The organism is Aeromicrobium sp., assembly GCF_036675695.1.
Lineage (GTDB): Bacteria > Actinomycetota > Actinomycetes > Propionibacteriales > Nocardioidaceae > Aeromicrobium.
This window is the reverse complement of the sequence record NZ_JAKFEL010000013.1, coordinates 21,130-45,005: the sequence shown is the minus strand read 5'-3', so window position 1 is coordinate 45,005 and position 23,876 is coordinate 21,130. Positions and strand designations below refer to the sequence as shown.

Here is a 23,876-nt window from a genome sequence, read left to right as displayed (position 1 = left end):
CACACCATGTCGCAGGGTGTGACCGGGACTTTTATGCGACTGAGCCTGTCGGAGACGTGTTCGTCCGAGCTCCGGGGCTGAGAAAAGCGTTAGACGAACTACACCCGTAGAAGCCCTGGCTCAGCGCGATAGGACCCGGGTTCGATTCCCGGCAGCTCCACGACGAAGACAGGACCTCCGCCCGATGGGCGGAGGTCCTTCGTCGTGGAGCTGCCGGGAATCGAGTGGGCCCACCCCCCCGCAATGGTGTTCCGCGCGAAGCGCCCCGCCAGCGTTGCCTGAGGGGGATCCCGGCAGCTCATTCGTGAAACAAGCGAGTGAATCGAGTGGGCCCCGCCCACGCAATGCTGCAATCGCGCGAAGCGCCCACCGGCGTTGCCATGCGAGGGATCCCGGCAGTTCCACGAAAAGAAGATGGGCCTCTGCACCCCGGTTTTGGGTGCGGAGGCCCATCTTCTTTTCGTGAATCAAGCAGAGTGAATCGAGTCGGGCCCCACCACCGCAATGCTGCGATTGCGCGAAGCGCCACTCAGCGTTGCCGCACTGGGGGTCCCCCCACGAGCGCAGCGAAGACAGGACCTCCGCCTGGTGGGCGGAGGTCTTCCGTCGTGGAGGACAGGCTATTCGGATTTCGACGCCCAGCGAGACGCGGCACCTATAGCGCTGACTGCTCAATTTTGGAGAGCTTTGTTCTTCTGAAGTTTCTGATCGGATCATCTGACAATCTGAGCGTTTGCTGAGAATATTGCTTCGCGGCGCTGCATCTGCATTGGCGGATCGTCGTTTTGGGGGTCACGCGGTTGCGTACCCGGGAGGGGAGCGCGCCGTGCGTTTTCGGCTTGTGGCTTTGGGTGTGTGTCTTGCCGTGGTGGCGGGGTTCGTCTCGTTCTCTAGCGCGCCTAGATTCGACGCCGGTATGCGTGACGAGTCGGGTGAGGCTGCGCGAACGGGCAAGCCCGTTGAGATCGTGTCGGAGCGTACCGGCAACCAAACGGTGTGGGCGAACCCGGATCGTTCGTTCCGTCGCGAGATTTCCTCGTCGCCGGTCAGGGTGCTGGTTGGCAAGACCTGGAAATCAATCGATCTGGATCTTGAGCGTCAACGTAGCGGCGACTGGGAGCCGAAGGCGGCGCCGGTGCCGACAACATTGTCTGGTGGCGGCGATAAGGCACCGTTGTCGGCAGTGACTATCGACGGCGTGGTCGTGAAGACGTACTGGCCGAGCACGTTGCCGAAGCCGGTCGTCGACGGCCCTGTTGCGACGTACTCTGGCGTGTTCCCCGGGGTCGATCTACGGATGACGGTGACCGATGCCGGGTTGACCCAGGTACTGGTGGTTCAGTCGTTGGAAGCATCGCGGAACCCAGAATTAGGCGAGTTACGCCTGCGAACGACCGTAAGTGACGGGTCGTTGAAGCAGACGGACGCAGGAGGCTTGTCCGTCTTGGACGCCCGGGGTATTGAGGTGGGCGCCGCACCGCAGGCGTCGATGTGGGATTCGCGTGGGACCGTGTACGGGTCGAAGGGTGAAGAGCTGTCTGGCCGCGACGCCGAGATAGCCCGGTCGCAGGGCCCAGGTCGGGGAGATGCCGAGATTGCGATCCGTACCACGGTTCGCAAGGGCGAAGTCGTGTTGCGCCCCAACCTTGAATCGCTGACCGACAAGGACGTCGTGTTCCCGACGTTCATAGACCCATACCTTTCACCGGTCGCCGACGAGTGGACGATGATCCGCAAACAGGACCCGTCGACCGAGTTCTACAAATGGACCTCCACCAACGGTCGCTGGGCCGGTAACTACGAAGGCACCGTCCAGCGACTCTTGTGGGAGTTCGATGTCACTGATTTGGTGGGCGCGCAGGTGGATTCAGCGGAGTTCACCTCGCGGCTGTACGGGTCGGAGTCCTGTGCAGACCATGGTCTTGGACTGTGGCGTACCGGTGGGATCAACTCGGCGACCAATTGGAGCAACCAGCCCTCCTGGGTGACCCTGCTGCAGACGAGATATGACTCCGCCGGGCACGACAACTGCAACCGGTACGGGAGGTTGTTGGAGTTCAACGCGACTCCTGCTGTTGTATATACCTCTGACGCGCCTTGGACTCGGCTGATCCTGGGTCTCCGAGCTACTGCTGAGACCAGCACCGCGAGCTGGAAGCTGTTCCTCAACAAGGCTTCATTGAATGTGCAGTATCGGTTCCCGCCTGGTGTCCCGACCGGGTTGGGGATGTCGGATCCCACGGTGCCCTGTGTGGCTGGAAATCCTCCCGTGATCGGTGGAGTGAAGCCGCGCCTTCTGGCGAACATGTTCGACGGCGACATCGAGAACTTGAAGAGTGAGTTCCAGGTTGCCCAGGGCACCACGATCGCCGATGCGACACCCAAATTCTGGACCGAGATCAACTCCGATGCGCAGCACCCGCAGCGAAACACCACTGAGTTGCCGACAGTGTTCTCCACACTTGGTCGTGTACAGAATTCTGCAGGTGAGTTGCCGGATGGCACGTACACGTGGCGTGTTCGAGCCGTTGAAGTTTCCGGGCTAAACGGGCCGTGGTCGGAGCCTTGCACGTTCAAGGTCGACAATTCGTTGCTTGGCACGCCGGGCTTGATCGTTCCACCAGGAACAGTGTGGTCGATTGATGAGACTCCACCGGATGTCACGATCACTCCGTTGGCTGACCCGAGTGCGCCTGTGCCGGCGAATGTCGCCTACTACCGGTGGTCGCTGAACTCCGACAGCCCAACCAGTGATCCTGTCACTGCGACCGGCGCTGACAAGCGCGCGACATTCAAGCCGAAGGTGGACAAGGCAGGTCTCAACGTGCTGCGCGTGTGGGCATATAGCGCTTCGGCGAACCGCAGCCTGCCGTTGGTATTCACGTTCGACACGGGCGGGTCCAGCGGTGTGTTTTCCTCGCAGTACAGATTCGACGAGGGTGTCGGCAACGCTTCGTCGGACCAGCTCGGCGCCCAACCGCTGACCGGCATGTTGGACAACTGGGCGGTCCGCGGAACGTTCAAGGCTGATGAGACGTTGCCGTTGGTCACCGACAACATGGTCAGCCTGGACGGCACCGAGGCAGCGCCGCCCATGTCGTCCGGACCTGTGGTGGACACGGCTCAGAGCTTCACTGCGTCGGCGTGGTCACGCTCCCCAGAGATTGCCAGCACCAGAACGGTGCTGAGCCAGGGCAGCGGCGTGCAAAGCAACTTCGTTCTTGGCACGATCGCAGACTGCGGCGGCGGAGCCGGTTGTTACGCGTTCGGAGTTCGTGATGGGACAGGAACGATGAGATACGTGTACTCCAACCGCGCACCGCAACAGGACGCATTCAGTCCCTCCCTGGTGCATCTGGTCGGGGACATCTCAAAGTCCGGATTTTCCAGGATCCGCATCATGGTCGGGGGCCAGTTGGTCGATTCGGTCACCAGCACCTCCGCTGTCACCGGTACGAGACCCCCCAGCGCGGGCAACACCATGCTGGTGGGTGCTGGTCGCGCAGGCAGCGCATATGTGAACAAGTGGAACGGCGCAATCGATGACGTCATGGTCATGCAAGGACTGCTGGACGACGCTGCGTTGGTACAGCTCGACGCCATAGACGCGGGTCGCTGCTACAGCACCCGCACCGACGGAGGGGTGACCCCATGCGCAAACTGACTCTGGCTCCCCGTCGTGCCATTCGTGCCCGCACGACGGCTCGAGTGTGCACTATTGCTCCGCTGTCGATTCTGCTGACCGCGAGCCTGCTGGTCTCCGACCCAAGCTTTGCCACAGCCGCTGAAGAATCCGCTCTGTCTCCAGAGAAGACCAAGTCAGTAGATGTGGCCAAGGTCGGTTACCAAGCCGCCGCAGGCGACTACGACAACACGAAGACGGTCCCAGCCCCCGAAGTCACCTGGCCTGAAGCCGGGGAAACGACTGAGAGCACGGTAAGTGAACAGTTCCCCATAGATGCCAGCGGCGACGCAGATGTGGCAGTTCGCTCTGACGACCCCAACTCTGCACCCGCCGCAGTCGAAGTGACGTCATTGGGCCAACTGAACGCTGACTACGACATCGGTCCCGGCGTCAGCTACACAATCACACCAAAAGTCGCGACCACCGACGACCCGAGCCCGGAGCCAACCGCTCCCAGCGGCACGACACCAGCACCTAGTAACAACCCGGAGTCCGACACGGCCTCCCAGACCGCGGTGCGAACGATCTTGTTCAGCATTCCGTCGTTGTCTCCAGATACCGAGGAGCCGTCACCGACCAGCCCGACACCAACCCCGACCACACCAGAACCCTCCACAGACCCCGGCGACGAGAACGAACCAGAACCCCCACCGGCCGACGACAACGGCACCGCCGAAGACTTCACTGCCCCAATTGAGTTGCAGATCAACTACGACGACTTTCGGGGTGCCGTTGGCGGTGGCTGGGCCAGCCGGTTGCGCGCGGTCCAGCTCGTCGACTGCCCAGACGCCACAACAAATGAAGACGACTCCGAGGACTCTGGTTCTGAATGTGAGTCGGTTGTGCCGTTGGAATCGACCAACGACACCGAGGCCAAGACAGTCACAGCTGTACTTCCTGCGGAATCGTACGCGGCGCCGTCCGCCACGACCGAGGTCAAGCCAGCCGCAGCAGGGATTCCTGCGGCATCGTCAGCGGCAGCTCCGATGACGGTGGCCCTGGTCGCTACACCGGCTGGCGATGCCGGCTCTTTCTCCAGCACCCCCATGTCGGCGTCTTCGGAGTGGTCCGGCGGTGGGCAATCTGGCGACTTCACCTGGTCCTACCCGCTTCCTGCGCCTCCCGCGGGCGCAGGGCCGGCACCCGATCTGTCTCTGGACTACTCGTCCAGCTCCGTTGACGGCCGCACGTCATCGACCAACAATCAGACGTCTGGCATTGGCGAGGGATTCAGCCTCGATCCTGGGTCGATCGAGCGCAGTTTCTCGTCGTGTGGGGACAATGACACTGATGACGGCAGCAACGCACCTTCCGATAGCGCGGACCTGTGCTGGCGCGACCGCAACATCTCGTTGACGCTGGGTGGTAAGTCCACCTCGTTGGTCCAGAAGTCTGGCGCCGAGTGGCGGTTGAAGGACGACGATGGTACGAAGGTCATTCGGCTCGTCGATGCGCACGGCACGACAAGCAACATCAACGACGACAACACGAGCGAGCGATGGGTCGTCACCACACCGGATGGCACGAAGTACTACTACGGCCTCAACAAACGCGACACGGTCGGCGTTACCAACGATTCCAGGATCACAGACTCGGTCTCGACCGTCCGCGTGTACGGGGCCTTTGCAGGTGACCCCTGCCACGAGTCCTCGTTCCACGACTCGGACTGTGTGCAGGCGTGGCGGTGGGGTCTTGACTATGTAGAAGACCCGTCCGGAAACACGATGTCGTTGTTCTATACGCAAGAAGAGAACATGTACGGCGCCGAGGGCGCGGATTCCCCAAGCAATAAGACGACGTACGACCGAGCCGCGTTGCTGAAAAGGATCGAGTATGGAACCCGCAAGGACACTGCCTCGGGCCAGGCGCCTTTGCAGGTGACGTTCGGGCATGCGTGGCGTTGCGATAATGACTGCACTTCCAGTGATTTCAAGACCGAGAATGCTTCGCATTGGCCGGATGTGCCGATCGACCAGTACTGCACGAACCTGTCCGAGATGTGCGCCAATCGCCCGGCGCCGACCTTCTGGTCTAGGTACATGACGGACAAGATCACTACAGAGGTGCGCACAGGCTCCGGGACCTATGAGCCAGTGAACACTTGGAACCTGAGTCAGTCCTTCCCGAACACGTATGACGGGACGAACGACTCCTTGTGGCTATTTAGACTGCAGCAGGTCGCAGGCAGTGGTTCGTCGGCTGTGACCCTGCCGCCGGTGGGGTTCAAGGGCGAGGAATTCCAGAACCGGGTCGATGCCCAAGGTGATGGCATCGCCATGTTCGCCAAGTACCGCGTACGCGCCATCTTGAACGGCGCGGGCGGGAACATGTCGATCAACTACTCCGGTCGCGACTGCACGGCAACTGACAAACCAACAAGTCCAGACACGAACAGCCGACGGTGCTTCCCGTCGTTCTACCAGCGAGACTTCGCGAAAGGCCGACAGCTGGAGTACTTCCACAAGTATCTCGTCAACAGCGTCGTCGAGTCAGACCAGACCGGTGGCTCACCACCAGTGACCACCAAGTACACCTACGTCGGTGCACCAGCGTGGCACTGGACTGAATCCAACCTCGAGTTGCCCAAATATCGAACCTGGTCGGATTGGCGCGGTTACGGCAAGGTCATCACCCAGGTCGGCAAGGGCGACGACGCAACATGGTCTGAGTCTCTCTACATGCGCGGCATGAATGGGGACCCCACATCGGCCGGTGGGACGAAATCGGTCACGATCAGCGATGGAACTGAAAGCCCGTCCATCGTCGACGACGCTCTGTACAACGGATTCGTACGACGCACCACGACCAAGCTCGGCGACACCGGCCCAATGGTCGAGAGAACAGTCAACACACCGACCAATACGATCACGGCAACCGACGCCTCGAACGGGTTCAAGGCGCGAATTATCAACACGGCCAACACTCAAACCACCACCGCGGTCACCGGCGGACCAGACAGCGTCGTCGAGCAGGCTATGACCTACGACAGCCTTGGTCGTGAAACCCAGACCCACGACAAGGGCGACACCTCAGTCTCCTCAGATGATCGGTGCACCGTTACCAGCTACAACGACAACGAGGATGTGTGGATCACCGACGCAGTGAAGTCTGAGACCACCACGGCTGGAGTTTGTGGGGCAACGATCGACTCCGGCGACAAGGTGATCAGCGCAACGAGGAACTTCTACGACGACGACACCGACGCTTCTGGCGATGCACCCACCCGAGGCCTCGTCACAACTGTCAAGTCGTTGTCCAAATGGACCTCCGGCGGAGGCATCGAAGTCGACCACACCGACGTCAAGACCACCTACGACGCATCAGGTAAACCAACGTCGGTCGAGGACGCTGCCGGAGCGGAGACGACCACCGCCTACACCCCTGCCACCGGCCAACCAACACAGATCGTTACGACGAACGCGCTAGATCAAACGACCACACAAAAACTGAACGTGCAGTGGGGCAGCGTCGATCAGTCCACGGACGTCGCCGGTCGCAAGACCGACTACTCCTACGACGTATTGGGCAGGGTCACCAGCGCCTGGGTTCCAGGGCGCGAAAAATCGACGGGATTGTCGGCTACGTACAAGTTCGCCTACGTTGTCAGCGACTCGTCACCGAATTCGATCACCAGCCAGACGCTGAATGCAGCGGGTGGATACACCACGTCCGTCGACATCTTCGATGGGCTGCTGCGGTCGCGTCAGACGCAAACGCTCGCGGCAGACTCTGGCGGTGGTCGAATGATCTCCGACACCGTCTATGACACGCGCGGGTGGGTGGAGTCGCAACGTGGCCCGTACTTCAACACCGGAGACGCGTCTACGACTCTCGTTCAGGCGTCCACAGGATCCATCCCGGCCTACACGGACTACACGTATGACCGGGCCGGCCGCGCCACTAAGACGACGCTGATGTCCCACGGCAGCGAGAAGTGGCACACCACCACCGAGTACGGCGGCGACCGGACGACGGTCACTCCGCCGACTGGCGGCACGAAGACCACCACTGTGGTAGACGCGCGCGGCCAGACGACCGCCTTGCGGCAATACGAGACGGGCTCCTCGTTCGACGAAACCACCTACACCTACACACCGTCCGGACAGCTCAAGACAGTCAAGGATCCCTCGGACATTGAGTGGGTCTACGGGTACGACATTCGTGGGCGACAGGTCTCACTGAACGACCCCGACAAGGGGTTTACGACCACCGAGTACGACGACCTGGATCGACCAATCACGACCGAAGACAATGACGGCAAGAAGTTGTGGACCGGCTACGACGTGCTTGGTCGCAAGACCGAACTTCGTGACGATAACGATGACGGAACGCTTCGGGCATCGTGGCTCTATGACACTGAGCAAGAGGGGGCGCTAACTTCGTCCACCCGGCACACAGCAGGCGGCGACTATGCGACCTCTTATACGTACGACGGCGCCGGACGTCCGGCCAGCTCCACGCTGAGGATCCCGGAATCGGTAGATGATCTCTACCGTGCTGATGGCTACACCACCTCGATGTCGTACTACCCCAACGGTCTGCCCCGGCAGGTGCTGCAGCCTTCGACCGAAGGTACCGGGTTGTTGAACGAGTCTCTGAACTACACCTATGACGCGTTAGGCAATGTCAAGACACTCACCGGTGCAGGTGCCCTGGTCGCCGGCACGACCTACACCGCTGACGGCATGGTCACGCAGCGAGTGTTGGGGTCGTCGATCGGCAAGTCGGTCTATGACACCCGTGACTACGACAACAGCACCCGGCGTCTGACCCGCCAAGCAGTGTCATTGCAGACGTCTGCGACAGAGACCCAGCTGGATCAGAAGTATGGCTACGACCCGGCCGGCAATGTCACCAGCCTTGACGATGACTCCACCGCGGCAGGCGCGACGCCGATGAAGCAGTGCTTCGACTATGACTACCTGCGTCGGATGACGGACGCATGGTCGACCGACAGCACTGATTGTGCTGCACCGACAACAGCCACCCTTGGCACACAGTCGCCCTACTGGGACGCGTACACCTACGACAAGTCCGGCAACCGCAAGACGTGGGTTCAGATCCGTGGTGCTGGTGGAGCATCAAGTACGACGCACGTCTCGGACTACCCTGCTGCTATAGCGTCCCGTCCACATGGAGTCACGTCTGTGGTGTCATCGGGCTCGTCGCCACAGACCGAAACGCTGACCTATGACAACACCGGCAACACGGTGACCCGAGCCGGTGGTGAAGTCGGGGATCAGACAATCACCTGGGACCGCGAAGGCCACCAGGAGTCAGTGACCAACGCCGGCACCGATGAGGTCACCAGCTTTGTGTATGACGCAGACGGCAACCGGATCCTCAAGACCGATCAGGCCGACGACTCTGTGACTCTGTACGTCGGCAACAGCGAGTACAAGGTCAAAGCCGAATCTAAGTCGCTGGTCCGCAGCTACAGCGTGGGAAGCGAGCCCGTCGCAACCCGAACCGCCGCTGGGCTGACAGTGCTCATTGGGGACCGCAACAACACTGGCCAGCTGGCGATCAACGCCGCGACATTGGTGGTGCAGAAGCGTCAGTTCACGCCGTTCGGCGAAGACCTCACCACGCCGCTACCTGCGTGGCCGAACGAACACGGCTACCTCGACAAAACCAAGGACACCTCCACCGGCACCACGCACCTGGGCGCCCGCGAATACGACCCCAAACTCGGCCGATTCATGTCCGTCGACCCGATCATGGACCCAATGGACCCGCAGCAGATGAACGGGTACGCCTACGCCAACAACTCGCCGGTCACGACCTCCGATCCGTCAGGTCTATTCACCACAGCTGGTTCTGGAGGTAACGAACACCCAACGCAGTACACGGCTACGTACCGTTTTGGTATTACGAAGGTGGTGCCGCGCATAGACCGCGGGTCCGGGCGCGTCTATGCGGTAAGGCGATCCCATCTGGTCAAGACCGGATCAAAGAAGGATCTCCTGGGCGGCCTGGCAAGTACTTTCAGTTCGCTCGGTGACCTAGCGCTGGACGTCAGTCCGCTCGCCCGTCTCTCCGGCCTCTCGCGTGGGACTCCTGGGCAGGACTTCACCGACTGGCTGTTTGGTGCAGAGCGCGGCACACTCAACTACCAGCGTGGGGAGGCGGTCGGCCTTCTGGGATTGCTGCTAGGCGGCGGTCCGCGGGCTGCGACAATGGCCGCCGAGGATGCCGCACGAACGGCGTCGCTGACCGCGAAGGCCGCGAACACCGGAATCCGAGCGACGCGTCAGTCATATGTGGACTCGGCTCGAGCTATCTCGGATGATGGCCTTGCACGTGTCGCTTCTGGCGAATCGGCTGAGGTTGTCGCCCGTGGGGTTGTCGAGTCACGAAATGCACTCAAGGTTCAAGCGCGCCAGAACCTGCCTGCGGTGTTGAATAGATGGGCCGAGTGGCGCAACACGGGCCGCTACGGCAACCCAGTCGGCCCAACCTATGAGGGTCTTATCGGGCGGCCGGGCGCGACGGATCTCAGCATCATCCAGCGCGCGGGAAGCACAAGCCCGTGGATCAACCGACTCTTGGGGGTCCAGTGACGCGCATCTGGCTAAACGGAGACCGCTACAACGAGGCCTATCTCTTCGACATTGAGTCTGGGAGCTATCGCCGGTACGAGACTGAGTCTGCTGTCGGCGTGACTGCCGGTAACGCCACCCGATTGTCGGGCACGGTGGTGGCGACGTACGTGGCGGCAGACGAAACGGGCATTTGGCTTCAAAAGGGGTCCACTCGGTATCCCGTGGATGGAAAAACACGGGCTGTCGCGCAAACGACTTGGGGTGGGCTGATCACGACCTTGACTGTGGAACGTGACGGTCTTCCGCGCTTGAATCTCAAGCAACGAACTCCAGCTCGGTGGCTGCTGCGCCGCGTTGATCCGGCATGGGATGGCTTGGACGAATTCGCAGAGGACTCCGCTGCCGGGATTGCGGTGCTCCTCAACTCAGCTGAGGCTCGGGAGTCCTACCGGCGCGTGAAGGTCCCCGATGCTGGGCCTTGGGGATTGGTGGATAGCGGGCAGCAGTGAGCAACTCAGAAGAGCGTCCGGTGCGACGACTAGCGACGGCTGTCAAGGTACTAGTTGCGCTGGTCGGTGCGCTGCTCGCTGTTCTCTGCGGCAGCACTACGGCTGTGGTCGCCAGCAGGCGAACGAAGGTTTTCGAGACGACGTTGTGGTCGGCCTCACTGAGCGGGGTGCGCTGGTGGAATGGTCATCGCCAAGCATGTTCGCGGTCGATGAGCGCGATGCTGCTCACGGCCAGGAGATCGCTGACTACCTTGCAGCCGAAGAGAAGGCAGGGCGGCTGATCTACGAGACGGGCAAGAGCTGAGCGTGAGCTGGCTCGGCCGGTGAGGGCCTGTTTGGCGTGGTGGCGCAGGAGTGCACCTTCGATGAAGGCGGCGACGTGCCGTTGTTCGTCGGGGGTGAAATTGGTCGACGGCTTCGAGCTTGAGTCGCAGCGATTGACTTTGGGGGCCGCGTTCGTCTTCGTCGAATAGGAGCGAGTCAGCGCTGATGTTCAGCGCGAGCGCCAACGACCGCAGGAGGTCGAGGGTGGGTTGGCTGCTGCCGGCTTCATAGCGACGAATCTGGGTGACGTGCGCGCTGGCGCGGTCCGAGAGTTGCTGCTGGGTGAGCAAGGCGGACTTGCGCGCAGCGACGAGGCGGGCGGCGAAGTTGGTGTCGGTCACGGGTACTCGCTGAAGGTTCCCTCGAGGACGATCGTTTCCTCGGTTAGTCCGAGTAGCACGGCACTTGGCTTCCCGCCAACAGTGAGAGCCGATGGGTCACCGTTCGCGTCGATCCCACGCTCCTCGGCTTCGAACTTCGATGCCGTTGCGATGCAGTAGTCGAAGCACGCTTGGCGGTGAAATCCGGAACTGATCTGCGAGTTGGCGAGAGTTCTGACCGGCTTCATAGCGGTCGATGATTTCTTGGATCTGCTGATCTGATAGTCGCTGTGACAGGTTGCGTGACACGGAGTGCGCAACCTGCCGCGTTTCCATTGGCAACTGGTAGGCGACGATCTGCTGCCACCCGGAAGTTAGGTGTGCCTGCTTCGAATAGATTTCCGCAAGCTCCACGACGAAGACAGGACCTCCGCCCGATGGGCGGAGGTCCTTCGTCGTGGAGCTGCCGGGAATCGAGTGGGCCCACCCCCCGCAATGGTGTTCCGCGCGAAGCGCCCCGCCAGCGTTGCCTGAGGGGGGCTTTGTCATTCGTGAATCAAGCAGAGTGAATCGAGTCGGGCCCCACCAACGCAGTGCTGCGATCGCGCGGAGCGCCACTCAGCGTTGCCGCACTGGGGGTCCCCCCACGAGCGCAGCGAGTAGGAGCGGGATCCCGGCAGCTCCAGAATCCGGCACCGTCACGCGGTCAGCGCACGAGTGGGGCAGACCAACGTTCCTCGACGCGGCCAAAGCGCCACACGGAGAGCGCGATCAGCCACGAAATGAAGAACAGGGCGACGATGCCGTAGCCCGCATAGTCGAGCGGGATGTTCGCGATCGCGGCGAGCGGTCCATCGGTGATGTTCGCTTGCTCGGCGAGAACGCCGATGAGCTGGACGGTCCCAATGAGGAGGGCGACTGCGACCGAGATTGACGTGATCGCGATGTTGTAGAAGAGCTTGCGAACCGGCCGGGCAAACGCCCATCCGTACGCGGCATTCATGAAGACGCCGTCGATCGTGTCCATCAAACACATACCCGCGGCAAAGAGGATCGGGAGCACGAGGATCGCATAGAACGGGAGGCTGAACGCGGCGGCGCCGCCAGCAAGGATGAGAAGGCCGACCTCTGTGGCGGTGTCGAAGCCGAGGCCGAACAGCGCACCGATCGGATAGATGTGCGAAGGCTTGCGGACCGACTTTGTCAGGCCGCCCAAGATCCTGTTCATGACACCACGCTTGCTCAGTTGCTCCTCGAGGGCGGCTTCGTCGTAGACACCGGCCCGCATGTTGCGGAACACCTTGATGATCCCCATCAACACGACGAGGTTGAGGATGCCGAGTATCCACAAGAACACCCCTGACACGGACGGTCCGATCACGCTGGTGACCGAGTGGAGGAATGAATCGTCGTTCTCTATCGGCCCGGCGAGTGTCCTGACACCGACTGCGAGGAGCGGTGCCAGTGCGAACACGATCGTGGAGTGCCCAAGTGAAAACCAGAAGCCGACCGAGAGTGGCTTGCGTGGGTCGCCATTGACGGACGCGTCCTCGATGAGCTTGCGGGTTGTGTTGTCGACGGCGGCGATGTGGTCCGCGTCGAAGGCGTGGCGCAGACCGAGTGTGTACGCGAGCACGCCCACTCCGACCGTGAAGACGGCGTGATCCCCACCGATGCTGAAGTGCTGGGGGACGACGAGTCCGAAGAGCATCCCGAAGCCGGCGATGTGCAGCAGAAGGATGAGCCCGAACATCCCGAAGAGTGACCGCCAGTCGGTGTGATTCAGGCTCCGGTGGAATGCGGTGAACGTGCGTGCGGGCATGGGCGAAGATCCCTTCCATCTGGAACTACTCCTCAACGTAGTCGAGGTTTTGGAGCTCCTATTCGGACGAGGAAAGGGTTAACACGAAAGTAATACCATTTGGAAGTAACGGAAATCTGTCGTTCCTAGCGTGCAGGTATCAAGCGGCGCACCAACGAGCCGCACGCGCAGAACGAAAGGGAATCCAGTGGTGAAATCACGCGCAAGGCTCGTCGCAGGCACCGCGGCGGCGTTGTCGGCCACCCTCATCCTGACAGGGTGTGGCTCGAAGTCATCCGATGGCGGCTCAGGCTCGAAGGCCGAAAGCTGTGTCGACACGTCAGGCGACACCGTCAAGCTCGGGTTCCTCAACTCGACAGCAGGTGCGATGGCGATCTCCGAACAGACTGTCCGGGACTCGCTCAACCTGGCAGCTGAGGAGATCAACGCCGATGGCGGCATCCTCGGCAAGAAGATTGTGCCGATCGAAGAAGACGGTGCATCCGATCCGGCGATCTTCGCCGAGAAGATTGGCAAGCTGCTGACCAGTGACTGTGTCGCAGCGGTGTTCGGCGGATGGACGTCGGCTTCTCGCAAGGCAATGCTGCCTGTCGTCGAAGGCGACCACGGCCTGCTGTTCTACCCAGTTCAGTACGAAGGTCTTGAAGCCTCCAAGAACATCTACTACACCGGCGCAACGACGAATCAGCAGATCATCCCGGCAATGGAGTTCCTCAAGAGCAAGGGCGTCAAGACCCTCTTCCTGGCCGGTTCCGACTATGTCTTCCCGCGTACGGCGAACAAGATCATCAAGCAGTACGCCACGGAGCTCGGTATCGAGATCGTCGGCGAGGAGTACGTACCTCTCGACAAGGACGACTGGAGCACTCAGGTCGCCAAGATCGTCAAGGCCAAGCCTGACTTCGTGTTCAACACGATCAACGGCTCGTCCAACGTCGGTTTCGTCAAGGCGTACTACGAGCAGGGTCTGACCGCGAAGACGACACCGATCATCTCGGTATCGATCGCCGAAGAAGAGGCTCCTTCGATGGGCGAGGACCTCACCGGTCAGTACGCCGCCTGGAACTACTTCCAGTCCGTCGAGTCGCCGACCAACGACACCTTCATCAAGGCGTTCCAGAAGAAGTACCCGGGACGTCCGACATCTGACCCGATGGAGGCTGCCTACACCTCGCTCTACCTGTACAAGAACATGGTCGAGAAGGCTGGCTCCTTCGACGTCGACAAGATCAACGCTGCATCTGACGGAGTCTCGTTCGATGCTCCCGAGGGCAAGGTCACGATCAACGGCGAGAACCATCACATCGCCAAGACGGGTCTGATCGGTCAGATCAACAAGGACAACCAGTTCGACATCGTCTGGTCGTCTGACGGGCCGATTGAACCGGATCCGTTCCTCGAGGGATACCCCTGGTGGAAGCCCTGACACGAAGTGAGCTGTGACGGCCCCGCCGTCCTCGCCTCACCTCGAACCGGGGGTCCCGCGCCTGGCGCGGGGCCCCCGGGTCCCACCATCCGCAGAACCTCAGAGGAGCACGCATGGAGTCGTTCACCACACCGCTGCTGACCGGAGCTGTCACCGGGGCGATCCTTTTGATCGCTGCACTCGGTCTGGCGCTGACATTTGGTCAGATGGGCGTCATCAACATGGCGCACGGCGAGTTCCTCATGGCCGGCGCCTACGCCACGTACCTGACCCAGCAGGTCATCACCAGCACAGACATCTCGATCCTGATTGCCCTCCCCGTCGCGTTCCTCGTGGCCGGGTTGTTAGGGCTCTTGCTCGAGACTTTGATCATTTCCTGGATGTACCACCGACCATTGGACACGTTGCTTGTCACGGTCGGTGTCAGCCTGGTTCTTCAGCAGGCGGCGAAAGACATCTTCGGTGCGCAAGGCGACCCCGTGAGGGCGCCCGAATGGTTGCGCGGACACATCGAGGTGTTCGGCTACAACTGGCCCTATCGAGGCATGTTCACAATCGCGCTCGGCGTCCTGGCTCTCCTCGGACTGGCGGCACTGCTGAAGTATTCGTCGTTTGGTCGCCGGATCCGCGCCACGGTTCAGAATCGTGAGCTCGCCGAGACGATGGGAATCTCGACTCGGACCGTCGACCGGATCACGTTCTTCATCGGATCAGGGCTGGCGGGGGTCGGCGGAGTGGCGATCTCGCTCATCTCGGGCACGTTCCCGACCTTGGGCATCACGTACATCATCCCGGCATTCCTGGTCGTGGTCGCCGGTGGACTCGGACAGCTCAAGGGCACGGTGATCGCGGCGTTCTCGGTCGGAATTCTGACTCAGTTCATGACTGACTGGTTCAGCGGCTCGATGGCCCAGGTGGTCGTGTTTGCGCTTGTCGTGGTGTTCCTTCAGATCCGGCCTCAGGGCCTGTTCACCGTTAGCACGAGGGGGCTGGCATGAGTTCGAATGCAATCACCAAGGTCAAGCCTTGGCTTCCGCTGCTCAGCATCGCCCTGCTGGCAGTCCTGCTGCTCGCGGTGGCACCCGCTGTGCTCAGCACCTTTCGGCTGAGCAACCTCGGCAAGTACTGCTGCTGGGCGATCGCCGCAGTCGGCATCGGCCTCGCATGGGGTCGCGGCGGAATGCTCGTCATGGGACAAGGCGTGTTCTTCGGCATCGGTGGGTATGCGATGGCGATGCATCTCAAGCTCGACGCAGCCGGTCCTGGCAACGTTCCTGACTTCATGCAGCTCTATGGAGACGGAACGATGCCGTGGTGGTGGGGGCCGTTCCGCAGTCCCGTTGTGACCCTGATCGCGATCATCGTGCTACCGGCTGTCGTGTCGGCGATTCTCGGATACGCGATCTTCAAGCGCCGGGTCAAGGGTGCGTATTTCGCGATCCTCACCCAAGCACTCGCCGTCGCGTTCGCCACGTTGCTGATAGCCACGATCAAGCAGACGGGCGGCTTCAACGGGCTCAACAACTTCACGATGTTCTTCGGCTACAACCTGTACGACCCGGTCAACAAGCAGTTGATCTACATGATCACGGCAGGTCTGCTGATCGCCTGTCTTTTGGTCGTTTGGCAGCTGAATCGCAGCCGGTTCGGCGAATTGCTGGTCGCAACGCGCGACCAAGAGGAGAGGGTGCGTTTCCTCGGGTACGACCCGGCGAACGTCAAGCTCTTCGCCTTCGTTGTTGCTGCCGTCATGGCCAGCATCGGCGGCGCAATGTTCGCTCCGGTGGCCGGCATCATCTCCCCATCTGATGTCGATGCGACCGCGTCGATCCTTCTGATTGCCGGTGTTGCTCTGGGTGGCCGAGCTTCCCTGCTTGGACCGGCCATCGGTGCGCTGGCGGTTGGCTACGGGCAGTCCTCGCTATCCGAGCAGTTCCCGAATCAGTGGTCGTACTTCCAGGGCCTGCTGTTCATCGTGGTCATCCTCCTGATTCCGGGCGGCCTCGCCTCCGTACTCAAGCGGTTCCGCAAGGACTTGGTACGTCAGACGAGCGAACTACGTGGCATTGCCCCGAAAGAGGAGGTGTGAGTATGAGCGGCTCTCTTGTGGTGGCCGATGTGACCGTCGACTTTGATGGCTTCAAGGCAAATGAGCGCGTCAACGTCACGTTCGAGCCAGGGCGTCTGCACTTTCTGATCGGTCCGAACGGAGCCGGGAAGACGACACTCGTCGATGCCCTCACGGGACTGGTGCGCGCCAGCGGAAGCGCGACCTACAACGGTCAGAACCTGCTCGATCTCAAGTCTCACCAGGTCGTACGTGCTGGTATTGGTCGCACCTTCCAGACGGCAACCGTGTTCGAAGAGCTCACCGTGATTCAGAACCTCGATATCGCCGGTGGTCTGCATCGCAAGCCATGGCAGCTGGCCTTTGCCCGTAAGGGCGTTCCGGAGGAGATCGAGCGGGTGATCGAGACGATCGGTCTTCAAGAAGTCGCCCACTTCCCGGCGGGCCGACTGGCTCACGGTGAGAAGCAGTGGCTCGAGATCGGCATGTTGCTCGTCCAGGACGCCCAGGTGATGTTCCTCGACGAGACTGTGGCAGGCATGAGCTCTGAGGAGCGCGACGAGACCGGTGAGCTGCTGCGCAGGATCTGCGCCGACCGCACGATCATCGTCATCGAGCACGACATGGAGTTCGTTCGTACGTTCGCTGACATCGTCACCGTGCTCCACGCAGGCAAGGTCCTCGCGGAGGGCTCGGTCGCCGAGATCCAGGCCAACGCCGAGGTCCAAGAGGTCTATCTCGGTCGAAGCGTCGCAGCAGTCGTAGATGGAGGCACTGATGACTGAACCAGCACTGGAACTGCGGGGTGTCACTGCGGGATACGGCCGCAGCATGGTGCTCCACGACGTCAGCATCGTGGTGCCGAAGGGCTCGGCAGTCGCGATCATGGGCCACAACGGTGCCGGCAAGACGACGACCCTGCGAGCTGCGGTCGGACTGCTCCCGTTGAAGAAGGGCGCCGTGCTCCTCAACGGTGAGGACGTCACAAGGCTCAAGCCCAATGCGCGGGTGAAGCGTGGTCTGGGATATGTGCCTCAGGGGCAGCTCTCCTTCGGGCAGATGACGACGCTTGAGAACCTGCAGCTCGTCGCCGACGGACGCAAAAACGGACCGGGACTGATCGACGACGCTCTCGACACCTTCCCGGCACTGAAGGGTCTGCTGTCTCGTCGTGCGGGGCTGTTGTCCGGAGGTCAGCGCCAACAGCTCGCTATCGCCCGAACGTTGATCACCGAGCCGCAGGTGCTGATCCTCGACGAGCCGACCGAGGGCATCCAGCCCAATGTCGTGTCCGAGATCGAAGCGTTCATCACCAATCTCACTCGACGAGGTGACCTGTCAGTCCTGCTTGTTGAACAGCACGTCGGCTTCGCCCTTCGGGCCACCGACAGCTACTACGTGCTCGAGTCCGGGCGCGTCACCTCGAGCGGCGAGGGCGGCCCGGGAGCGATCGACGACGTACGCGCCGCGATGGCGGTCTAGGCCGTGCATCTGACTCCGGCTGACACCGAGAAGCTACTGCTGTCTGTCGCGGGCATGGTCGCTCGAGACCGGCTCGCCAGGGGAGTGAAGCTCAACCATCCCGAGGCAGTTGCCCTGCTCGCCACCTGGGTCATCGAGCGTGCTCGTGACGGGGCCAGCGTGCCTGACTTGATGACCTCCGGGCGTGAGGTGCTCGCGCGCGACCAGGTGATGCCTGATGTGGTCGACATGCTCACCGATGTGCAGGTGGAGGCCACGTTCCCTGACGGCCGAAAGCTCGTCACCATCCACCAACCCATCGCGTAGCGATGACAAGCAGCAGAGTGCGTAGGAGGTTGCCGTGAGCAGTCAGACGCAGGGCCCCGGCAGCCTGAAGGTGGCCGAGGGAACGGTCGAGATCAACGCAAACCGTACGCCCGAGCAGCGGCGGACCATCGTCATTGTCAACACGGGTGACCGGCCCGTGCAGATCGGGTCGCACATCCATCTCGCCGAGGTCAATACCGCGCTCGACTTTGACCGCGAGGCCACCCGCGGATGGCGACTCGACATTCCGTCCGGCACCTCTCGTCGCTTCGAGCCCGGGGCATCGCGTGAGGTCGGCATCGTGACTTTCGGCGGTCGGGGCGTCGTGCCCGGCATCCAGATCAAGGGGGAATGACGTGGACATCTCGCGGGCTGAGTACGCAGCTCTGTACGGCCCCACGGTCGGCGACCAGGTGCGCCTCGGCGACACCGACCTCTGGATCGAGATCGAGGAGGACCTGACATTCGGCGGTGAGGAAGCCGTCTTCGGTGGCGGCAAGTCGATCCGCGAATCGATGGCTCAGGGGATGGCGACTCGCGCCGACGGAGCTCTGGACACTGTCATTACGAATGCGATCGTGCTCGACCACTGGGGCATTGTGCGCGCCGACGTCGGTATCCGCGATGGACGCATCGTCGCGCTTGGACGTGCGGGCAATCCCGATATCGCCGACGGAGTGCACCCGCAGTTGTTGATCGGGCCGTCCACGGATGTCATCTCCGGCGAGGGCAAGATCCTGACCGCCGGAGCCATCGACATACATGTGCACCTCCTGTCGCGGTCGCAGCTCGTCGAGGCGCTGGCCACCGGCACGACGACTGTCGGCGGCGGCGGAACCGGACCGTCCGAGGGATCCAAGGCCACGACAGTCACGCCTGGCGCCTGGCACCTGCAGACCGTGCACCGTGCGCTCGACTCGCTGCCGCTCAACTTCCTGCTGATGGGCAAGGGCAACACCGTCTCGGCCGGGTCCTTGGCCGAGCAGGCCCTTGCGGGCGCCGGAGGTTACAAGGTGCACGAGGACTGGGGTTCGACCCCGGCCGCGATCGACGCCGCACTCAAGGCCGCCGACGAGCACGGGTTGCAGGTGGCGCTGCACTCGGATTCGCTCAACGAAGCTGGATACCTCGAGTCGACCATCGCCGCAATAGCCGGCCGGTCAATCCACGCCTTCCATGCAGAAGGTGCCGGCGGTGGTCATGCGCCCGACATCTTGTCGATCGCCTCGCTTCCGCACGTCATCCCTGGCTCGACCAACCCCACGTTGCCGCACACGGTGAACACCGTTGCGGAGCACCTCGACATGCTCATGGTGTGTCATCACCTGAGCCCCCGCGTGCCGGAGGATCTCGCCTTTGCCGAGTCGCGCATTCGTGCGACAACGATTGCGGCCGAGGACATCCTGCACGACATGGGCGCACTGTCGATCACCTCGTCGGACGCCCAGGCCATGGGACGCGTGGGCGAGGTCGTGACCCGTACGTGGCAGGTCGCGCACGTGATGAAAGCAAGCCGGGGGAGTCTCGGGGGCAAAGCGGACAATATTCGTGCCAAGCGCTATGTCGCGAAGTACACGGTAAACCCCGCGATCGCCCACGGACTCGGGGACGAGATCGGCTCGGTCGAACCGGGCAAGCTTGCTGACCTCGTGCTGTGGGACCCGCGCTTCTTCGGCATCCGACCCCAGGTCGTAATGAAAGGGGGTGCGCTCGTATGGGGAGCGCTAGGTGACCCGAACGCGTCCATTCCGACGCCGCAGCCGCAACTCATGCGGCCCACCCTGGTCGATCCAGCTGACGGTGCCGGCGCGGATCTCTCGATCACGTTCGTTGCACCGTCCGCGATCGAGGATGGGCTGGCCGATCGCCTGGGCCTTCGCCGTCGGCTCGTCGGCATGAAGGCGACGCGCGACGTCGGCAAGGCGCAGATGATCAACAATGACGCGCTTCCCGAGATCCGGGTCGAACCCGAGACATTCGCGATCCACATCGATGGAGAACCGGTGGTGCCTTCACCGGCCACGTCTCTTCCACTGACCCAGCTCTACTCGCTCTTCTAGATCATGACTCCGACTACGTCGCCCGATCTCATGCTGATGCTGCTGGCGGACGCTCGCTTGCCGACGTCTGGGCATACGCAGTCAGGCGGGCTCGAGCCGGCCGTTGTAAGCGGTCTGCGATCCACAGATGTGCCCGAATACATCGATCTTCGTCTGCGCACTGTCACACGGGTCGAGGCGGCCAGCGCCGTAGTCGCGCTTCACCACTTGAGGCAGGGCCTGCCGTTGGTCGATGTGGAGACCGCATGGGCGGCGCGAACTCCAAGTGGGGCGATGCGATCGACGTCTCGGTCCATGGCGCGCGCGACCATGCGGGTGGTGCGTCGGCTGTGGCCTGAGCATCCATCTGTGCTTGCCGTGGGTTCAGACGCGTCACGTGCCGTAGTTCTCGCTGCGGTTGCTGATGCCTGCGGACTCGCTCCGAGATCGCTCGCGCGACTCGTTGGATACGACGACGTCCAGACTGTCGCCTCCGCCGCTCTCAAGCTGCTCCCGCTCGACCCCGCTGATGTCAGCGCGTGGGCGCTCGGTGCCCTACCCGTGGTCGATCGGCTTGCCGTCGAGGTCGGATCACTCACTCTGCCCGGCTCGATTCCCGCAGCCGGTGCCCCCCAGATCGAGGCATGGGCCGAGACCCACGCCGTGACAACACGGAGGTTGTTCAGTGCCTGACCTATCCATCGCAGCTGATCGCGCGCTGCGCATCGGGGTCTGCGGACCAGTCGGAACCGGGAAGAGCTCGCTTATCGCGCTGTTGTGTCGCGAGCTGGCGAGCATGTTGCAGCTGGCGGTGATCACGAATGACATCTACACCGATGAGGATGCCCGCTTTCTGCGGTCGGCAGGAGTGCTTGATCCGGAGCGCATCCGCGCTGTCGAGACCGGAGCGTGCCCGCATACGGCGATCCGCGATGACATCACCGCCAATTTGCTGGCGGTCGAGCAGCTCGAGGAGGATTTCGCGCCGCTCGACATCGTCTTGGTGGAGTCGGGTGGAGACAATCTCACCGCAACGTTCTCGCCTGCACTCGTGGACACCCAAGTGTTCATCATTGACGTTGCCGGCGGCGGCGACGTTGCTCGCAAGGGTGGTCCCGGCATCACGCGTGCCGACCTCCTGGTCGTCAACAAGACTGACCTTGCGCCGTACGTCGGCGTCGACCCTGTCGAGATGGTGTCGGATGCTTCCGCTGTGCGAGACGGGCGTCCGGTGATCGCGCTATCGCGCAGCAATGCCGACTCGGTGACCGCGTTGACCGACTGGGTGAAGACGCAGCTCGCCGCTCATCGGTCCGGCAATCTGGTGCCCGCCGATCCCGGTCCGATGGCTCCGCACACCCACGCCGATGGCACCGCCCATGTGCACTTGGATGGCGATGACGCTCACCAGCACGCGCACGCGTGAGCCCCTGAGCCGATCTCGCGTGCACGTCACGCGTCCGGTTCTTGGCGGCCGGGTGCGCGTGTCGACGGCCGTGGCCGACTCAAGCGATCGCCCTGTCATCAGGCCGATGCTGATGCGCAGTGATGACACGGGTGCCACCGTGTCGTTGATGCCAGAGGGAGCGTTGTTGCTGGCGGGGGACGCGATCAAGGTCGACATCTTCGTGGGTCCAGGTGCTCGGCTGGAGCTGGTGGAGCCGGCTGGCACGGTCGCATATGCCATGAACGGTGACTGCGCATCGTGGAGTGTCACGATTGAGCTTGCAGCGGCGGCCTCGCTGGTATGGGCGGGGGAGCCCTTCGTTGTGTCTGAGGGAGCTTCCGTCCTCCGGAGCACAACAATCCGACTCGACGCTGGCGCATCGATGGCTTGGCGAGAGACCCTCGTGCTCGGACGCCACGGCGAGCGTTCCGGATCACTCCACCAGGAGCTCACGGTCACCGGGCACGGGGACGTACCGGTTCTTCATGAGGAGTTGGACGTCGGACCTGACTCGTCACGGCTGCTGCTCGGCGGAGCGCGTGCGATTGGTTCGGTGCTGATGCTCGGTCAGCGACTTCCCGCGGACGTGGTCGTCGGGTGCGGAGCACGGTATGAGCTGGAAGCGGAGGGCACGCTCGTACGGCACCTCGCTTGGGATGCACACCTGGCCATGCAGCGAGGCGTGTGGTCGGCGGCTCGTCGCCGAGTCGACGAACAGTTCAGGTAGCCCAGGCGATCTGTTCCTGGATGTCGAACTCCAGGTTGTCGGCGGCCGCAAGGTAGACGTCCTGATTGAGCAGATTGCCGTCGAGCCGCACGAGTCCGCGCGGACCGTCGTAAAAGGTGCCTGGTTCGAGGGCCGAGACGGCGTGGATTCCTATGCCGCCTGATCGTTCACCAATCCACGCGAGAAACAGCATGGCCTCGTAGCAGGACTCGCCGATCGCGTTCAGCGCCGGAGCCCAGGCGCCATGACGCTTGTAGTACGCGTTGGCGAGCTCGTTGCTCTCGACGGTGTCCATGTTGTCGAAGTAGGCCGCCGCGGCATACAGGTTGTGATTGGCTCCGGCGCCACCGCCAAGCAGGGTGTTCTCCTCGATCGCCGGGCTGAGCCGAGTGAGCTGATCCGCGAGTCCATGCTTCGCGAATTGACGGTTGAAATGAACGGCATCTTGGCCCATGAGCAGCATGATCACGCCGTCGACGTCGCCGCGCTGAAGCTCCTGGAGCACGGGAGTGAAGTTCGTCGTGCCGAGCGGGACATATGTCTCGCTGACGATCTCTGAGAGCGAGTCTTGGAGGGCAATGCGAGTGGTTGCGCCGGTGACCCGAGGGAAGACGTAATCGTTGCCGACGATCGACCAGCGGCCCACGCCCAGTTGTTCGCGCATCCAGTGAGCGGCGGGCAAGAGTTGATTGACTGGTCGCTCGCCGAGCATGAACACACCGGGTGTGTCATCGCGTCCTTCGTGCATGGCGGCGTACGCGTAGACAACCTTGCCGCCGATACGGCGGGTGATCGCCTGCCGCACCGCGGAGATGTGCCAGCCTGCGACAGCTTCGACCGCACCCGAGTCGACCAACTCACCCACTTCAGCCGCTACGACCTCGGGGTCTCGGCCACCGTCGACGATCACGAGCCTGATTTCGCGCCCCGCGATGCCGTTGCGAGAGTTGAGTTGCTCGACTGCCAGCTCGCCGCATGCCAGACACGACGGGCCGTAGATTCCGGTCGGTCCCTGCAGTGGCACCACGAAGGCGACCGACAGCGCCTGGCGCTGACGGTGCATCTGGAGAGGCAGAACAGTCAAAAGTTCTCCGCGCGGCGTCGTTTCGTGCTGTGGTTTTTCCCAGTCTGAGGCACAATGGGGCTATTCGTTGCAATGCCAGGCAAAAGTCACAG

17 protein-coding genes, 1 other RNA gene and 1 pseudogene are annotated in these 23,876 nt (G+C 62.3%); 15 read left to right on the top strand and 4 right to left on the bottom strand.

The genetic code is table 11. From position 1 onward, the window contains the following. The 4 genes from ssrA to V6M39_RS00830 all read left to right on the top strand — a co-directional run. Positions 1-163: a transfer-messenger RNA gene (gene ssrA, locus V6M39_RS00845) on the top strand; the annotation flags it as partial. 663 nt (positions 164-826) lie between these two features. Next, entirely contained in the window at positions 827-3,664 is a 2,838-nt protein-coding gene (locus V6M39_RS00840; protein ID WP_332641757.1) for a LamG-like jellyroll fold domain-containing protein, read from the top strand. Next, positions 3,652-10,248, top strand: a complete 6,597-nt coding sequence (locus V6M39_RS00835) for an RHS repeat domain-containing protein (RefSeq protein WP_332641756.1) — start codon at positions 3,652-3,654, stop codon at positions 10,246-10,248. Before V6M39_RS00840 ends, V6M39_RS00835 begins: the two co-directional genes overlap by 13 nt. Positions 10,249-10,914: 666 nt before the next feature. Then, positions 10,915-11,043: a hypothetical protein gene (locus tag V6M39_RS00830; protein WP_332641755.1), complete on the top strand. Its 129-nt coding sequence runs from the start codon at positions 10,915-10,917 to the stop codon at positions 11,041-11,043. A gap of 103 nt (positions 11,044-11,146) precedes the next feature. Here V6M39_RS00830 and V6M39_RS18025 read toward each other — a convergent pair. The 3 genes and pseudogenes from V6M39_RS18025 to V6M39_RS00820 form a co-directional block, all read right to left on the bottom strand. After that, a pseudogene (locus V6M39_RS18025) lies at positions 11,147-11,404 on the bottom strand (helix-turn-helix domain-containing protein); the annotation flags it as partial. Continuing rightward, entirely contained in the window at positions 11,401-11,631 is a 231-nt protein-coding gene (locus V6M39_RS00825; RefSeq protein WP_332641754.1) for a hypothetical protein, read from the bottom strand. The gene V6M39_RS00825 and the pseudogene V6M39_RS18025, both read right to left, overlap by 4 nt. 458 nt (positions 11,632-12,089) lie before the next feature. After that, positions 12,090-13,205 (bottom strand): HoxN/HupN/NixA family nickel/cobalt transporter, encoded by a 1,116-nt coding sequence (locus V6M39_RS00820; protein ID WP_332641753.1) that lies wholly within the window; start codon positions 13,203-13,205, stop codon positions 12,090-12,092. Positions 13,206-13,395: 190 nt separating this feature from the next. Between V6M39_RS00820 and urtA the strand changes: the two genes are divergently transcribed. The 11 genes from urtA to V6M39_RS00765 all read left to right on the top strand — a co-directional run bounded on the left by urtA (position 13,396) and on the right by V6M39_RS00765 (position 22,700). Beyond that, a complete protein-coding gene (gene urtA / locus V6M39_RS00815) occupies positions 13,396-14,631 on the top strand; it encodes an urea ABC transporter substrate-binding protein (protein ID WP_332641752.1) in 1,236 nt (411 codons plus the stop codon). A gap of 113 nt (positions 14,632-14,744) precedes the next feature. Next, on the top strand, positions 14,745-15,629 hold the full coding sequence (gene urtB, locus V6M39_RS00810; RefSeq protein WP_332641751.1) for an urea ABC transporter permease subunit UrtB: 885 nt from the start codon (positions 14,745-14,747) through the stop codon (positions 15,627-15,629). Next, positions 15,626-16,720 carry an urea ABC transporter permease subunit UrtC gene (gene urtC, locus V6M39_RS00805; protein WP_332641750.1) on the top strand — a complete coding sequence of 365 codons (1,095 nt, stop codon included), beginning with the start codon at positions 15,626-15,628 and terminating at the stop codon, positions 16,718-16,720. The genes urtB and urtC overlap by 4 nt, the downstream gene beginning before the upstream one ends. Before the next feature lie 2 nt (positions 16,721-16,722). Beyond that, on the top strand, positions 16,723-17,484 hold the full coding sequence (urtD, locus tag V6M39_RS00800; protein WP_332641749.1) for an urea ABC transporter ATP-binding protein UrtD: 762 nt from the start codon (positions 16,723-16,725) through the stop codon (positions 17,482-17,484). After that, entirely contained in the window at positions 17,477-18,181 is a 705-nt protein-coding gene (locus V6M39_RS00795; protein WP_332641748.1) for an ATP-binding cassette domain-containing protein, read from the top strand. Before urtD ends, V6M39_RS00795 begins: the two co-directional genes overlap by 8 nt. Positions 18,182-18,184: 3 nt before the next feature. Then, entirely contained in the window at positions 18,185-18,487 is a 303-nt protein-coding gene (locus V6M39_RS00790) for an urease subunit gamma (protein WP_332641747.1), read from the top strand. A gap of 34 nt (positions 18,488-18,521) precedes the next feature. Further along, positions 18,522-18,842: an urease subunit beta gene (ureB, locus tag V6M39_RS00785; protein ID WP_332641746.1), complete on the top strand. Its 321-nt coding sequence runs from the start codon at positions 18,522-18,524 to the stop codon at positions 18,840-18,842. A 1-nt stretch (position 18,843) separates the two neighbouring features. Further along, positions 18,844-20,547 (top strand): urease subunit alpha, encoded by a 1,704-nt coding sequence (locus tag V6M39_RS00780; RefSeq protein WP_332641745.1) that lies wholly within the window; start codon positions 18,844-18,846, stop codon positions 20,545-20,547. Between the two features lie 3 nt (positions 20,548-20,550). Then, entirely contained in the window at positions 20,551-21,219 is a 669-nt protein-coding gene (locus tag V6M39_RS00775) for an urease accessory protein UreF (protein WP_332641744.1), read from the top strand. Further along, complete coding sequence (gene ureG / locus V6M39_RS00770) at positions 21,212-21,952, top strand: urease accessory protein UreG (protein ID WP_332641743.1); 741 nt, start codon at positions 21,212-21,214, stop codon at positions 21,950-21,952. Before V6M39_RS00775 ends, ureG begins: the two co-directional genes overlap by 8 nt. Continuing rightward, positions 21,906-22,700 (top strand): urease accessory protein UreD, encoded by a 795-nt coding sequence (locus V6M39_RS00765; protein WP_332641742.1) that lies wholly within the window; start codon positions 21,906-21,908, stop codon positions 22,698-22,700. Before ureG ends, V6M39_RS00765 begins: the two co-directional genes overlap by 47 nt. Here the strand turns inward: V6M39_RS00765 and V6M39_RS00760 are convergent. Further along, a complete protein-coding gene (locus V6M39_RS00760; protein WP_332641741.1) occupies positions 22,693-23,784 on the bottom strand; it encodes a substrate-binding domain-containing protein in 1,092 nt (363 codons plus the stop codon). The two genes, V6M39_RS00765 and V6M39_RS00760, sit on opposite strands and share 8 nt — an antisense overlap. Between the last annotated feature and the right edge of the window lie 92 nt (positions 23,785-23,876).